The organism is Aquimarina intermedia (genome assembly GCF_008124785.1).
In the GTDB taxonomy this organism is placed as follows: domain Bacteria; phylum Bacteroidota; class Bacteroidia; order Flavobacteriales; family Flavobacteriaceae; genus Aquimarina; species Aquimarina intermedia.
Map to the genome: position 1 here is coordinate 173,798 of NZ_VNHU01000003.1, position 13,841 is coordinate 187,638.

Annotated in this window: 10 protein-coding genes; 6 read left to right on the top strand and 4 right to left on the bottom strand. The window is 33.2% G+C overall.

The genetic code is table 11. The annotated features are described in order from the left end of the window. Positions 1 to 15 precede the first annotated feature (15 nt). From BD809_RS06155 to BD809_RS06170, 4 genes are all read left to right on the top strand, one after another. Positions 16 to 516, top strand: a complete 501-nt coding sequence (locus tag BD809_RS06155) for a hypothetical protein (RefSeq protein ID WP_148782092.1) — start codon at positions 16 to 18, stop codon at positions 514 to 516. A 90-nt stretch (positions 517 to 606) separates the two neighbouring features. After that, positions 607 to 1,044: a large conductance mechanosensitive channel protein MscL gene (gene mscL, locus BD809_RS06160; RefSeq protein ID WP_148782093.1), complete on the top strand. Its 438-nt coding sequence runs from the start codon at positions 607 to 609 to the stop codon at positions 1,042 to 1,044. A gap of 1,193 nt (positions 1,045 to 2,237) precedes the next feature. Continuing rightward, entirely contained in the window at positions 2,238 to 2,678 is a 441-nt protein-coding gene (locus tag BD809_RS06165) for a hypothetical protein (protein ID WP_148782094.1), read from the top strand. 267 nt (positions 2,679 to 2,945) lie between these two features. Continuing rightward, on the top strand, positions 2,946 to 3,890 hold the full coding sequence (locus tag BD809_RS06170; protein ID WP_148782095.1) for a helix-turn-helix domain-containing protein: 945 nt from the start codon (positions 2,946 to 2,948) through the stop codon (positions 3,888 to 3,890). A gap of 317 nt (positions 3,891 to 4,207) precedes the next feature. On the opposite strand, the gene BD809_RS06175 is transcribed toward BD809_RS06170, so the two are convergent. Then, positions 4,208 to 4,894, bottom strand: coding sequence for an SOS response-associated peptidase family protein (locus BD809_RS06175; protein WP_148782096.1), 687 nt, complete (start codon positions 4,892 to 4,894; stop codon positions 4,208 to 4,210). A 123-nt stretch (positions 4,895 to 5,017) separates the two neighbouring features. After that, positions 5,018 to 5,503, bottom strand: a complete 486-nt coding sequence (locus BD809_RS06180; RefSeq protein WP_148782097.1) for a YciE/YciF ferroxidase family protein — start codon at positions 5,501 to 5,503, stop codon at positions 5,018 to 5,020. A 733-nt stretch (positions 5,504 to 6,236) separates the two neighbouring features. On the opposite strand from BD809_RS06180, the gene BD809_RS06185 reads away from it, so the two are divergent. Beyond that, positions 6,237 to 7,697, top strand: coding sequence for a glycoside hydrolase family 130 protein (locus BD809_RS06185; RefSeq protein WP_148782098.1), 1,461 nt, complete (start codon positions 6,237 to 6,239; stop codon positions 7,695 to 7,697). 15 nt (positions 7,698 to 7,712) lie between these two features. Here BD809_RS06185 and BD809_RS06190 read toward each other — a convergent pair whose 3' ends face one another. Then, on the bottom strand, positions 7,713 to 10,019 hold the full coding sequence (locus BD809_RS06190; protein WP_148782099.1) for a glycosyltransferase: 2,307 nt from the start codon (positions 10,017 to 10,019) through the stop codon (positions 7,713 to 7,715). A 933-nt stretch (positions 10,020 to 10,952) separates the two neighbouring features. On the opposite strand from BD809_RS06190, the gene BD809_RS06195 reads away from it, so the two are divergent. Beyond that, positions 10,953 to 12,896 carry a right-handed parallel beta-helix repeat-containing protein gene (locus tag BD809_RS06195; protein WP_148782100.1) on the top strand — a complete coding sequence of 648 codons (1,944 nt, stop codon included), beginning with the start codon at positions 10,953 to 10,955 and terminating at the stop codon, positions 12,894 to 12,896. Positions 12,897 to 13,023: 127 nt separating this feature from the next. Here the strand turns inward: BD809_RS06195 and BD809_RS06200 are convergent, their stop codons facing one another. Beyond that, positions 13,024 to 13,692, bottom strand: a complete 669-nt coding sequence (locus BD809_RS06200; protein ID WP_246131444.1) for a head GIN domain-containing protein — start codon at positions 13,690 to 13,692, stop codon at positions 13,024 to 13,026. Positions 13,693 to 13,841: the final 149 nt, after the last annotated feature.

Here is a 13,841-nt window from a genome sequence, read left to right on the forward strand (position 1 = left end):
CCCAAATTTAAGACTATGAAAAACTTTTTAAAAATCACATGTTGTTTGCTTGCTACTACTGCAATTGTTTCTTGTAAACAAGATCCAAAAACCGATAAAATGGAGCTACAGGAACAGGTAGAAGATACCCTGCCGGCTGTTGTAGAACCGGTAGTGGAAGAAAAGCCTGTGGTAAAAAAGAAAAAAGTTGTTAAAAAGAAAAAAACAAAAGCACAGATCAAAGCTGAATCTATTAAAAAACTGACACTTGAGTTGAAATCAAAAGGGTTGCCTACATTTAATGAAACGCCCGCTATGATTTATATCAAAAACTATGAAAAGTACGTGGCGGATTACAGAAAGGCAGTTGAGGCCAATGATATGGACTCATTTTTAAAACTTAGTGACGCCAGTAGTGCTTTAACAAGACAATATAGAACTTTACTTAATTCACTCGAAGGAGAAGAGGTAGCAAAGATGAGCAGATACATGCAAGAAAAATCTAAGCAAATCGATGCCTTGTCTGCAAATATGTAAGGCTTTTTAATAATTTGATAAGAAACCATCTCGTAATTGAGGTGGTTTTTTTAGTACGTAGAATTTACAATTTAAAATAAGATAACAAGGGTGAGAAAAATAATTCAAGAGTTTAAAGACTTTGCAGTTAAAGGAAATATGATTGATATTGCCATCGGGGTAATCATAGGTGCTGCATTTAATAAAGTGGTTGATGTGTTGGTCAAGGAAATATTCTTACCGCCTTTATCTTTTCTAACCGATGGTGTTAATTGGGAAAATAAACGTTGGGTGCTACGAAGTGCAGTGACCGAAGAAGGGGTTACAAAGCCAGAAGAAATTGCAATTGGTTATGGAAAGCTTATTGAAGCTACAGTTGATTTTTTAATTATTGGTTTGACCGTATTTCTTGTGGTAAAATTTATGAATGCGCTTAAACAAAAAGCTGATAATCCTAAAGATGTAACCGTCAAAACGCCCAAGGATATTGAACTTTTGGATACTATTGCAGGCTTGCTGAAAAAACAGAATGATTTATTGAAGAAATAGCAATTTTGTAGAGGTTAATAGTTTGCAAAGCCTATTCTCATTGCTTCGGGGAGGTATCTGAGATCTCCAGGGACTAGTTCGTAGCTTCCGGGGAGAGTACGAAGTCGTCCTGTGAGTAACTACACTGCTCCGGGGGCTAATATAGCGCTTCCGGGGAGGGTTTTTCTGCCTCCTGCGACGATTGAATAGAGTCCAGCGATTGCCCAGGCTGCTCCGGGGACATATTTAGGGCTTCCGGGGAGTTGTTTGGGTCCTCCGGGGTGGATACATAATGTTCCTGTAAAGTTTTATGCTGCTACAGGGAGTTTAAATACCCTTCCTGTGAAGCTGTATGGGGCTCCTGCGTATTTTATAACGCTCCGGGAAGTTAGTATATGCGTCCATGGTTGCAGGACGGTTGACTAAGTGCCATGAAGTGGTAGATGTCCCAGCTTGAGGCTCTAATTGGTCTCCTGTGAAGCAGTATACTATCATTGAACACTATTGGGCGTTACCTGGATGTATATGTATATACCTCGAAAGGGTATAAAAAGGACTTCGTATCCGCTTTAGCATCTTAAAGCTGTCAAAATGATTCAATCTTATAAATTAAAGCGAAATCTAAAAAAAGGTGATAATCGACTTCTAGACCCTTTATAATAACAGAAGAATTTAACTGAAGAATAAAGATAAAAAATATCGTTGTGAATATCCTAACATCAATTAGGAATTGTTTAACTGGTTGAATTATTTCAGACTTAACTAATGGATTAATTTTATATAAAAAATAATCGTGTAATCAAAACGTACTTATTTTGAACTCGTATGTGCATAAAAAAAGAATACCATCATAGTTGTACAGAAAATCTAAGCAACATCTATTTTCATTAAATATTGTAAAATATGATATGCCGACCGTCTTTGATACTTTTATAGATGTGTCTAGAGATACTACTGGAAAGCTGAAAGTATTAGTTCCATCATTAAGAGCAAACGATTTTAATACATCTCAAGCTCAGATGGATCTTAGGGTTAGATAGAATTTCTTGTTCAACTGAGGATTTGAATGGAGGGTATTTTGTTCCCATTCATTATACTTTTATAGATAAGAGTTGTTTTAAATAGATTTTAACGATTATTTAAAAAACAGACTGTTCCTTGTACGTGCTTTGTTAATTGATTCAGTTTTTTATAATCCAACAGAAAAATAACTTATGAAGATATTTGTCTTTTTGCTTGCTTGGTTTATGTCGGTGGTTGCCATGTCGTCATTTAGTACGTTAATGGGGCATATTTTTGATTCTGAATTTCGGGAAGAAATTATTCTATCAAAACTCATTAGTGGTAATAGTTTTAATCAGAAAGATCACTCTGTGTATAGTATATTGGGTTGGTTTATACATTTTTTAGTAGGAGGTTTGTTCTTGTACGTTTATGCTATAATTTGGGAATGGAACCTTGCGAATCTTCCACTTTGGGAAACCATCGTGTTTGGATCAGTAATAGGATTCTTGGGTATTATTGGTTGGAGCATCACTTTTAAAATATATCATGATCCCCCAAAAATAAATTTTAAGGGCTACTATATCCAACTTTTTTTTGCTCACATTGTATTTAGTCTGGTTGCTATGATTGTGTTTCAATGGTTGAGGTAACGGTACTTAAATAAGTACGTTCATTGTTCAATTCATGGCTTTTTTCCAATTGAAGAATTTATTGAAACTAACTTACTACCCTCAACGCAGAGTTATAAAGGATTTATATAATTGATATGTTTGGCAAAATATCCGACACAAAACTTACACTTAAAGAAAACACATGTATTCAAAGATACATTGAAGGAAAACGATAGCCACTAGCATTATACCAATAAATTTTTGGGATATCGACCTAAACTATAAACTTAGAAAAAATCACTTGTTATGCATACTTTAACTGGTTGCGAGATTCAAGAAGGTCATACTGTCAAGAATCGATTTTATGAAGGTACTATTGACAAATGTACACTCAATAATAAAGTTAAAATATATGAATGTCGTCTGCACTGTAAAACTGAGTTCAGCTTGAGTTTTGATATTGGAGATGAAGCTTGTGTGTGTGTTAATATGGAGGATAAATCCTCACTATCTTTAATTTATTTTAAAGGTTTGAATTTGGTCTCCCCTTTTTCAAGTGTCTTACTTCTTGGTAAAAAAAACTTAGGTTTATCATTTATTTTTGAGCCCAATAAAGACTATGATTTTGTTTTGATCAAGATAGCTCATTCCAATTTCGAATTTAGGGGAATCCATTTATCAACGCTGTTAGATAAATTGAAAGTAAATGGTGATAACAATTGTTTAAAAAATAATACGCCCAATCTCGCACTATGGGGTATTACGAAGAATTTAATTGCTCTAAATAAAATAGAAATAGAAAATAAATTGATCGCTTCAGGATATTGCAATATTATTCTGGGTCTAAAATTAAAAGAACAAGCTGCGGATGAAAAGGAAGTCATGAAATCAAATGTTTTCCGAAGTTATGAAATAAAGCAATTAGAATTAATTACTAAAATAATTGAGGAAAATCCTGAACGCCAATTTTGTATCAAAGATTTATGTAAACAATCGGGATTATCCGTTGCAAAACTCCAACGCGGATTTAAAGATATGCATAATTGTACAGTCGCCATTTTTATTAGAAATGTTCGACTTGAAAAAGCAATAGAAATGTTGAAAACGACTAATTTGAATATTTCAGAAATTGTTTATTCTGTTGGTCTTAATAGCCGAAGCTACTTTTGCCGTATTTTTAAGAAGCGTTTTAGATGTTCTCCAAAACATTATCAACAAATGTTGCGCGAAAATCATTTATCGGCCTCTTGATTTCTTCTTTTCCTGTTGATTCTGTGGTTCTCGAGATTTTTGTCTATGAAATAACGGATTGCAATATATTCTTTATTTAAAACAATATTTTTTTGGCGTTTCAAAAAATTATATGTGTTGTGATCATCTTCACGTGAGTGTGTTAAACACCCTGTATGTTCCATTCTAACAACATAGCAGATTTTTAACCGCATAGTTTACATAATTTTTTAAATTCACTTCAAACAAATCTCTAAGGTCTATACATACATTTTTTAAGGGTAAGGCATGAACCTGAGAATTTCATGAATCTAGTACTACTGACGATACTCTAAATATCAATAATAACTTTGATTATAAGGAAGATGAGGTACATTTATTGGATAATTTTTATCCTTATAAACCAGTTTCGAAATCGGATTTGATATTAATTCGTCTCTATTTATTTCTAATTCGTGGTTTATCAGTTGATTGAATAAAAATTTCTTTTTCAAAAACTGGATATATAGATTTTGTTTAATAATAATTGGCTGTGGTGTCTCAATAATATCTTTTGAACCAACAGTTGAATGGCTTAAAATAGTAAACGTAATAAAGCCATCTGCCAATACGTTATAAATACCTGCAAAACAGAAAATATTTTGATTTTTAACTGAATGATAAGTAGGATACATAAAATGATCTTTTACATTGAAAGTGTAAAAACCTGTAGCGATTATTAAGCACCTTCTATACAACAAAGCATCAAATAACCAATTAGAATCTTGTATATTTTTAATGTTTGTTTCCAGTGTATTGTTAGATGATTGAAATGGTTTCCAGGAATCCTCATAGTTGTCGGGTAAAATTCCCCAGATACCATATTGAATTCTTTTTGGAGCATTAGCCGTAATAAGAGCAACCGAAGTTTCTTTTAAGCCATTAATGACTGTTTTAGGCGAATATAAAAATTCATAGTCGAATTTGGCACTAAGCATCCTTTCCATGTCGTTAACAGATGCAGTATTTGAGATTCTTGTCAACATATCTCTAATATAATATGATCAATTTTATAGAGGTATTTCATAAAGATAAATTAGTACCCTTTGACTCCATAAGTACTTAAAGAACCCAACAAAGTTGGGTTCTTTAAGGAAATTTCAATTACTTTAATTAACTGCTTCTTTATTTAAACGTTGCTCAGCCATTTTGTTTAGTTTGGAATCAGCAGCATATTCTTCATCCAAGGTCTTCTTTAATTTGGTTGCTATGGTTTTATGGCCTAATTCTTTTGCATACCTTACTGCGGTACCGTAACCTGAAATTTCATAATGCTCCACCCGTTGGGCTTCTGCTATAAGTCCTGCATTGGTTACCTCATCATCTTTTTTTTCTTTTATAAAACTTTCACTTTCTTTAATAAGCCCCTCCATGGCTTTACAAGTTTCGCCATCAGGGCTGATGTCTAGTTTTTCACAGATTTCCTCAAGGCGTTTTTTATGGATTTTGGTTTCTTCAAGATGGTCTTCAAAGGCTTTTTTTAATTTTGAGTCTTTAGCATTCTTGACCATTTTTGGCAATGCTTTTATTAATTGTTTTTCAGCACTATACAGGTCTTTTAATTGGTGCTCGAATAAATCTTCTAAGTTTTTCATATCTACGGTTTTAATTTAAAATTAAGTTGAATGATTAAATTTAGATTTTAAATCTCACTCTTGTGTATCCTAAAAGCGATTAAAATTGTCCCAAAAAATAATACCTATAAAAATCGGTAAGGATGATTTTTAAATCAAATTTTTATAATAACAAAGCTTCTATGTTTCTCATTTTGTTTTTCGAAGAAAATGAATTGTAACTTAAAAAAATGGCAGATAAATTTTATAATTAGAAACAGTCTCAACCGGGCAAACGAAATTAAATGAATCAAGCCCGTGTAATCTTCAAAAAACTGTTGGAATCAGAGAAATTGGTAGACAATTGACACTTGTAAGATCACTTCTTGAAGAGACCGAATGCTGATTACAAGAGGACAGGCATAGTGATATAGCGAAGTCGTCGTCACAAGTTTTAGAGTATCGTGAATAGAATTTTATTATTATCATCTTACTCGGCCACAACAAGTGAATTTTAACAGGAGATCCAAGGTCTGAAATATTGGGTTGAATTGATTGTTTAGAATTCCCTTTTAGCGAGCATTGTCCAGTTTATTCTTGGTCATATCAAGGTGTTAAAAGAATCTTGATATTGCCGAGAGCATAAAAAATGGAGTATTGCAATTGGAGTGTTACCTTTAAAAAGATATGAAGGTAGGATTATGTCAGTGAGCCAAAGTGATTAAATTTTTCTTTTGTGTTATATAAAAATTCTAACTTTTTGTATCTTCACTATATGAGTATACATGTTCAACGAAAGGCATTAAAATTTTTACCAGATTCAAAACGTGTTGTAGCACGTTTTTTTAATAATGGCGATGAGCGTACCACACTACTCATACACCGTATACTTCAATTTTCGGAAGAGAAAGTTAATGAAGAACTATCAAAAACGTTCAGTCAATTCCGAGGACGTCATCGTGATCTAAAACGTATTTTAAAACAGCATTGTGCTAATTTTAAAGGATTGTTTTCTCATATTGGGATTGATTACCATCAACTTACGGAAAACCAAAAAATGCTAATAGGGTCGTATAGTACAATGGAGTATGCTATTGAATCAGCAGCCTTGTTTAACCCTTCAATGATCGAGGATTTAGATCAAACATTTTTAAAAGAAGGGGAGAAGCGCGTCATTATTTCCTTCAGAGCTGTAGGAGAAGGGCATTTATCCTCCATTGTATTTAGAAAAGGTGTTATTGATAAAAATAATGAGTTGCACATTCTAAACGTTAAGAGACATATAGATTTACCAGAAATAGGAATTAAGAAGTCCTATGACAAGTATCGTTTTGTAAAGAAAATGGAAGAAATGCATATTTCTGAATCTTATATTCGCGAAATTATGAGCCCCCTCCCGGACAAATTTGATTATGACGAGTTAAAACGTTCAGTAAATACGCTTTTACATCAGAATAAATTGGATGAAAATAAAAGAGAAGCATTGAATGAAATGACATGGCTTGTGGATTCGTATTACAATTTAAAGTTTACAGATCATTCGGACATTTCAGAACGTGTTATTTTCCCTAATTCACCTTCTGAAATTAGAGGTATCGAAGACGCACGATTTGTAAGGTTCACTGAGGATGATGGATCTGACAATATTTATGCTACGTACACCGCCTATAATGGGCATACCGTAATCCCTAAATTATTGAGTACCTGTGATTTCAAAAACTTTAAAATTAGGCCGATGCATGGAAATAGTGCCCAGAATAAAAACTTTGCTCTTTTTCCAAAAAAAATCAATGGAAAATATGCTATGTTAGCTAGAGTGGATGGCATGAATAATTATATAATGTTTTCAGACAGGATCACTTTATGGAACGATGCCATCAAACTTCAAGAACCCAAATTTGCTTGGGATTTGACACAAATTGGTAATTGCGGATCACCGATTTACACAGATGAGGGATGGTTAATCTTAACGCACGGGGTGGGATCCATGCGAAGATATTGCATAGGAGCCTCTCTGCTTGATCTCGATGATCCGACAAAACAAATTGGTCGGTTGGCACAACCTCTCTTATCTCCAATTGAAGAGGAAAGAGAAGGATATGTGCCCAATGTAGTTTATTCATGCGGTGGGCTCATCCATAATAAACATTTAATTTTACCGTATGCCGTATCTGATTATTCTTCGTCCTATGCGACCGTAGAGTTATCTGAATTAATTTCTGAATTGAAAAAGTAGCTATATCCGCTCTGTTTAACGCATTGGTGCTTCAAATGCCATGCGAGCTAATAAATAGCTAATTGTTGATTCAGCCCCTTGGTTTAAATTAATATTTATGGTTTCAATTCCATCATGACATCCTTTTGTTAGGTGATTATAAACGGTCTGGTTTAAATAATTGTTACCCAAAAACCAACTAAAACTAAGTTCCATTTTTTTATCATAATCTTTTTCCGGAAAATGTCTGTGAAATGTTTTTAATGCTAAAAGAGTATAAGCTACATCCACGGGTTGCTGCCCTCCAAGAGGTAAATCATGCACGGAATCACCATATTTAAACCAAGTTTTGTTCGAAATAATATTAAATTTCCCTTTACGGAAGAGATGACCCAATAAAAAATTGAACGAGTTTAATGCAATATTTTTAAATTCTTGAATATCTGTCATTTCATATGCCAATAACATCGATTGAGGTAAAACACTGTTTCCATAAGTGAAATAGCTTTCATACCACTGCCAATTGTCATCACTCTCATGCTTATACATGTTAGCTAGTTTTTGTGCGATCGAGGTGACCTCATTTGAGATGTTGCACTCATTTGATGATTTTTTATATAAGCCTTTAATTATAAAGGCCAGAGCACGAGGGGAATTATAATGCGGAATATGTTCTGAAAACTCGTTAAAACTTTCTTCAGCTCGTTCCAAGAGATAGCGAAATTTTTTTGGTAAAATTTTCTTTAGGTTAATAAAACAACCTAAGGACCACAGCGCTCTGCCATTGGCATCTTCTAAGTTAACGGTATCATTTTGAGGAGTAAATTTCCCGTTTTCATCCACATAATTAAGAAAAGAGCCATCATGGCGTTGACAGTGAAGAATAAAAGACACATAAATCTCGATACTATCTAAAACCGTTTTTTCATTGGTTAATTCATAATACTTGCACGCTGCTATAAGTGCTCTTGCATTATCATCAAGCGTGTAACCGGACTTTAATTCGGGTTCATTTAAATTTGAGAACTGGATAACCCCCATAGATGTTGTTAACCTCTCTAAATGGTCTAGTTCTATTGGGGGTTTCATAAAATTCAGTTTTGACTTTTTTGAAAATTTTTCAAAAAGTTTCCCATGAATCAATGCAATGTTCTCCCATGAACTGGAAGCAGATGCATGCAGGCAATTTAAGCCTAAAGCCTTTCGGTATTCTGGATCTTTTAGCAACACTTCAATATATTCCGCCAACTTTTCGCTATCACCAAACTCAAATATTTTGCCTTTATTTTCAGATAAAAACTCCAGAGCATGGGGAATTGGAGTCGAAATTATTGGGCAACCACAGCTCATAGCATATGAAAAAGTACCACTAACCGCTTGGCTTGGATCTTTTGAGGTAAAAAGATATACATCTGTTAATTGTAAATATTCTAACAACTCGTTTAAAGGAAGAAATTTGTTGATAAATTTGACATTATTTGTAATGTTTAAATCATTCACCTTTTTTATCAAAAATTCACGATATTTTTCTCCTTCTCCCTCAATTAAAGAAGGATGCGTTTTTCCAAGAATTAAAAATATTAGGTCGGGGTACTTTTTTGTGAGCGATGGCAGGGCATCTAATGTTGTTTCTATACTCTTACCAGGTCCTAATAAACCAAAGGTTGAAAGTACAGTTTTATCTACCAGGTTATATTTTTTTTTGAGTTGAATTTTATCGTTATGGGGAATTAAATGGGTGCCGTGGTTGATAATAGAAATGTGGTCCGGTTTGGCATGGTATTCATTTGTCAAAAGATTTTTAGATGAATCTGTCATGACTACAACATGATCAACCTGAGCGATGATTCGTTGCACGTAGCTGCAAAAATCATTTTCAGGCTGGGGCAGTACCGTGTGAAATTGTAAAATTTTAGTTTTTTTTAGTAAAGAGAGAAATTCTAGGAAAGTTGTTTTGTTTTTAGAAAACAGACCAAATTCATGTTGGATCATAACAATATCAATAGTATCATCATGGTTTATTTGCTGGGCAAGTTGCTTAAAACTGGAAGCAGAAGCTGTATTTAAGAAATAGTGGATATCCTTGGGATATTCCTGAGTACCTTCAAAATTGGTAAGAGGACAAATTTCTAAGTGCATGGAATGTCCATACATACGTTTTAAGCCTTCTGCTAAATCTTTGGAGTATGTAGCTATACCACATTCACGCGGAGGAAATGTGGTAATCAACATAACTGATAAATTAGCTTTTTTATTAGAGGGAAATAATGGTGAGCTAATCTTTTTCTTTATTTTAAATCTTTTTTTTAGTTTATCTTTTGAGGTCATAATACTTTTGTCCATAGAAATTTCTTTTTCTTAAATTTATTTCAAATATCCCAAGTAGCTGTGCTCAAAAAAAATTAATAAGAACTTTATAAGTATAATGAAAACGTATTGTCTAAACGTTCTTTACCATCTCCTTTTAAAAACTAATTATTTCAGACGAGTTTGTAAAAAAAGTTCTTCCAATTAAAATTTTTAACAATTTTGATTCTCTTTGTGGGATTTAAAATTTACAGATTTTTGTTACAAAACATCCAATTAAATCACACGGCTTTTTCATGAAGATAGATCATCTATATCTCCATAAAAATATTCTTTTCTATTATATGTTATCAGAAGCTAATCAATACCATAAGCAGTAAAAAGTCGCGTTTTCACTTATCTTCAATATCAACATATTAATAAGTCAGGGTTTGACATATCATCTTACATTATACTGGCAAATCGAACAAGAATCAGGCTGTTACTATACAGGATAAAACTTTAAATTTTTTCAATTTCAATATCCTACTTAAATTAAGTGAACCTATTGGCAGTTGTGCCTCATAAATAAATGAGAGGAAGGGGGAGCGTTCCATGGAGTGGTAGATGCCCCAGCAGGAGGCTCTGATGGGTCTCATGTGATGCAGTTTGCTATTACTGGATAGGGTGAGGGTTAGCAGGATGGATAATTACATATGCTTTAAAATTTCAGGAGTGATATTATTATGTTTTAGTCAACCGAAATTGTTAATTTTTTTTAAAAGAATAAGTTAAAACAAAATCTAGATAAAATAACAGTAAAATTACTATTAGTGCGTAGATGCATTTTAAAAGAACTAACCGATAGAATAGAAGGATTATATTATCATTATGAATAAAATAACAATTATTAAGAATTGTTTAACCAGTTGTGTTCTATCCTCTTTTATGAATAAATTAATTTTATAAAATAACTTAAAAAACCTAATTATGAAATTACAACCAGCTTATTTAATATTATTATTGACAGCATTTGTAGCCTGTCAAAAAACAGATATTTCAGAGAAAACAAAACAAGAAGCTTTGGTAGATGAGAGTACTATCGTACACTTACGATCAACAACTCCTTGTACGATAGATCTCGAAACTATTCCTGCAAATTCCTCTTACGTCGTAGATTGTCTGTTGGACCTAGGAGGTCAAACTGCCCATTTAGCACAAAATGTAAATTTAGATTTCGGTGGAGGGGATATTATTAATGGTACCGTTATTTATAATGGAGGAACAATTGATGGTAAACTGCTTAATCTATCCTTATCTATTGAGGGCACCGTTTCACTTAAATCACCTGGATTTGATTTGGTTGCTTCCAGATGGGATATTTTAGAAGGCACAGTTACTTCCAATCAAGCTTTAGCAAATAGAGATAATACAGAACATGTTTTAAAATTAGTTAAACAATTACAAGGTGACACATTAAAAATCAATCAATTGGATGCTTTTTTTGAAATAAGTAAACATACAGAAGGACCTAATTTTTATGCCTCTGTAGAGGCCATAAACATTCCATCGGGATTAACATTGTCAATGACGGATCAAGTACATTTGCGTGTTTTTCCTAATGATAGAGAACGATGTTCATTGTTAGCAATACGCGATGCTTCTCAAGTTTCTATACTTGGAGGAAATCTTCACGGTGATCGTGACACACACGATTATTCATCAGGGGGTACACATGAATGGGGTCATTTACTTGAACTTCATGCAGCGGTCGATGTCTTAGTATCAGGTTTAAAAATGTATGATGCTACCGGTGACGGAATGGATATTCATAGCTTAAATTTTACTTTTTCTCCTGATTACAAACCCTCCAGAAATATTACTGTTACTAATTGTTTATTCGATAATAGCCGACGAAACAACCTTTCTATCACTGATGGTTACGATATGCTAATCGATGGAAACACATTTCTTAATGCAGGAAAAAACACTTCTTTATCACAAGGAACTAAGCCAAAATACGCTATTGATGTTGAGGCATATAGAGAAAGAAGTGAAACCACAGGAGAATTAATATTTTATGAGAAGGCGTACAATATTACAATATCCAATAATATTGAGAAGGGTAGTGCCGGGAGAAGTTTTGCAGTAGTTATAGGAGACTATGTAACTATTGATAATAATTTAGTTGAAAATGGTATAGACTATAGATACTCAATAGGATCTAAAATTATTAATAATACGATTACAGCTACTCCTGAAAGTAGTGGAAGTACTGGAATAGGAGGAGGCAAGCCGGGAAATATAGTAACATCTTACAATAATGAAATTTCTCGAAATACGGTTTCAGGATTTGCAACAGGTATTACATTATATGGTAGACAAAACAGGGTATTTCTAAATCAAATATTGGATTTTGTAGATAATGGTATTTTTATACCTGACGAGACTAAAGATTCAAATATTTATGCAAATACAATTCGTAGTACAGTAGCAGGTAGCGTTGGAGTTTTTATTCATACCGCATCACTAAAAGATGTAGGGATATATAATAGTACCATTGAGACATCTTCTAGTGCCTTCATAGTGGTACAAGTGAATAGTGCTGTAGGTGAGGAGAACAACACTTTTCACATTACAAATAATAATACAAATTCTTCAAACAAATCTGAAATATCGAATAGCTCTGGCGTTATCATAGATAGAAATACAATGCAATCACGGATACGAAGTATTAATTTAAATAAGTCGAAGTTTTTGGACAATTCAATTACTTTAAGCGATACTCAGGCTGGTCTTGATTTTGAAGGTGCAAGTACTGCTATAACTGTTTACAGAAACACCATTTACTCAAGTAACCTGAATTGTATTCAAATTGACAGTACTAATGATCCTAACGAATTTGATTTGATAGGTAATTCTTGTCTTAATTAATAACACGACTTATTTGTTCTTACAATCTGCGAATCAATTTTTATATATTTAAGTATTTAATTGTCTATATGAAAAGTCGAGCTATGAGGCTCGACTTTTTATTTAAAACTGACTATGAGGATGGAGATCAAAAATCAACCTTGGTAATTGTGCTTTCGCCGATAACGATTCCCTTGTTTAGCTCCGGACTGCCAGCATACGTTATTGTTGCCTCTCCATACGAGGTGATTTTAAGCTTTTTTGATACATTGAGTTGAAAAGAGCCATCTCCATAGGCGGTTAATGTGGTTTCTGAACTAACTACGTTTGATGCATTGATCTTACTTTCACCATAAGCGGTAAATTTTTGACGCTCAATAGTACCTTTTTGTATATCCAGATAGCTTTCACCGTAAATAGACACAAACAAACTTTCTAGATCCACCTCTTTGATATACACCTGAGATTCACCATATATATTTAAAACTAACTTTTCTGTGTCCAGAGTGTTTGCGAAAACAAACTTTTCTTCGCCTCTTAAATCCAACGCATTAATATTTTTATAGGTAACAACTGCTTTTACAATCGTTCCTTTATAGATAGATTCACTTTTTCTGTAGTTATACTTGTTCTGTTTCTTTTTATCTGCGGTTATTTTTGCTCCGTCCAGGTATATTTTCAGCGTATTATTTTTAACCTCTATATTTAGTTTTTCCCTAGGCACAGTTATAGACTCAACGCTAACAGATTCTTTGTCTCCTTCTTTAAACGTAACTTCTATATGCGGACTGACCACAACTTTATCAAAAGACTGCACCTTAATCACTTTAGATTGAGCAGTAGTATACTTTGCGCAAAGCAATAAAGCGATACATAGAATAAGGGATATACTCGTTTTTTGAGTTAATCCTATTGATCGAAAATTAAGTTGATTTTGAAACGTGTTGTTGGATCTTATAAGTTATA

Bases quoted from the DNA above. Each gene is read 5' to 3' on its own strand.
- BD809_RS06155 (WP_148782092.1), top strand. From the start codon at position 16: ATGAAAAACTTTTTAAAAATCACATGTTGTTTGCTTGCTACTACTGCA.
- BD809_RS06165 (WP_148782094.1), top strand. From the start codon at position 2,238: ATGAAGATATTTGTCTTTTTGCTTGCTTGGTTTATGTCGGTGGTTGCC.
- BD809_RS06170 (WP_148782095.1), top strand. From the start codon at position 2,946: ATGCATACTTTAACTGGTTGCGAGATTCAAGAAGGTCATACTGTCAAG.
- BD809_RS06175 (WP_148782096.1), bottom strand. From the start codon at position 4,894: ATGTTGACAAGAATCTCAAATACTGCATCTGTTAACGACATGGAAAGG.
- BD809_RS06180 (WP_148782097.1), bottom strand. From the start codon at position 5,503: ATGAAAAACTTAGAAGATTTATTCGAGCACCAATTAAAAGACCTGTAT.
- BD809_RS06185 (WP_148782098.1), top strand. From the start codon at position 6,237: ATGAGTATACATGTTCAACGAAAGGCATTAAAATTTTTACCAGATTCA.
- BD809_RS06190 (WP_148782099.1), bottom strand. From the start codon at position 10,019: ATGGACAAAAGTATTATGACCTCAAAAGATAAACTAAAAAAAAGATTT.
- BD809_RS06195 (WP_148782100.1), top strand. From the start codon at position 10,953: ATGAAATTACAACCAGCTTATTTAATATTATTATTGACAGCATTTGTA.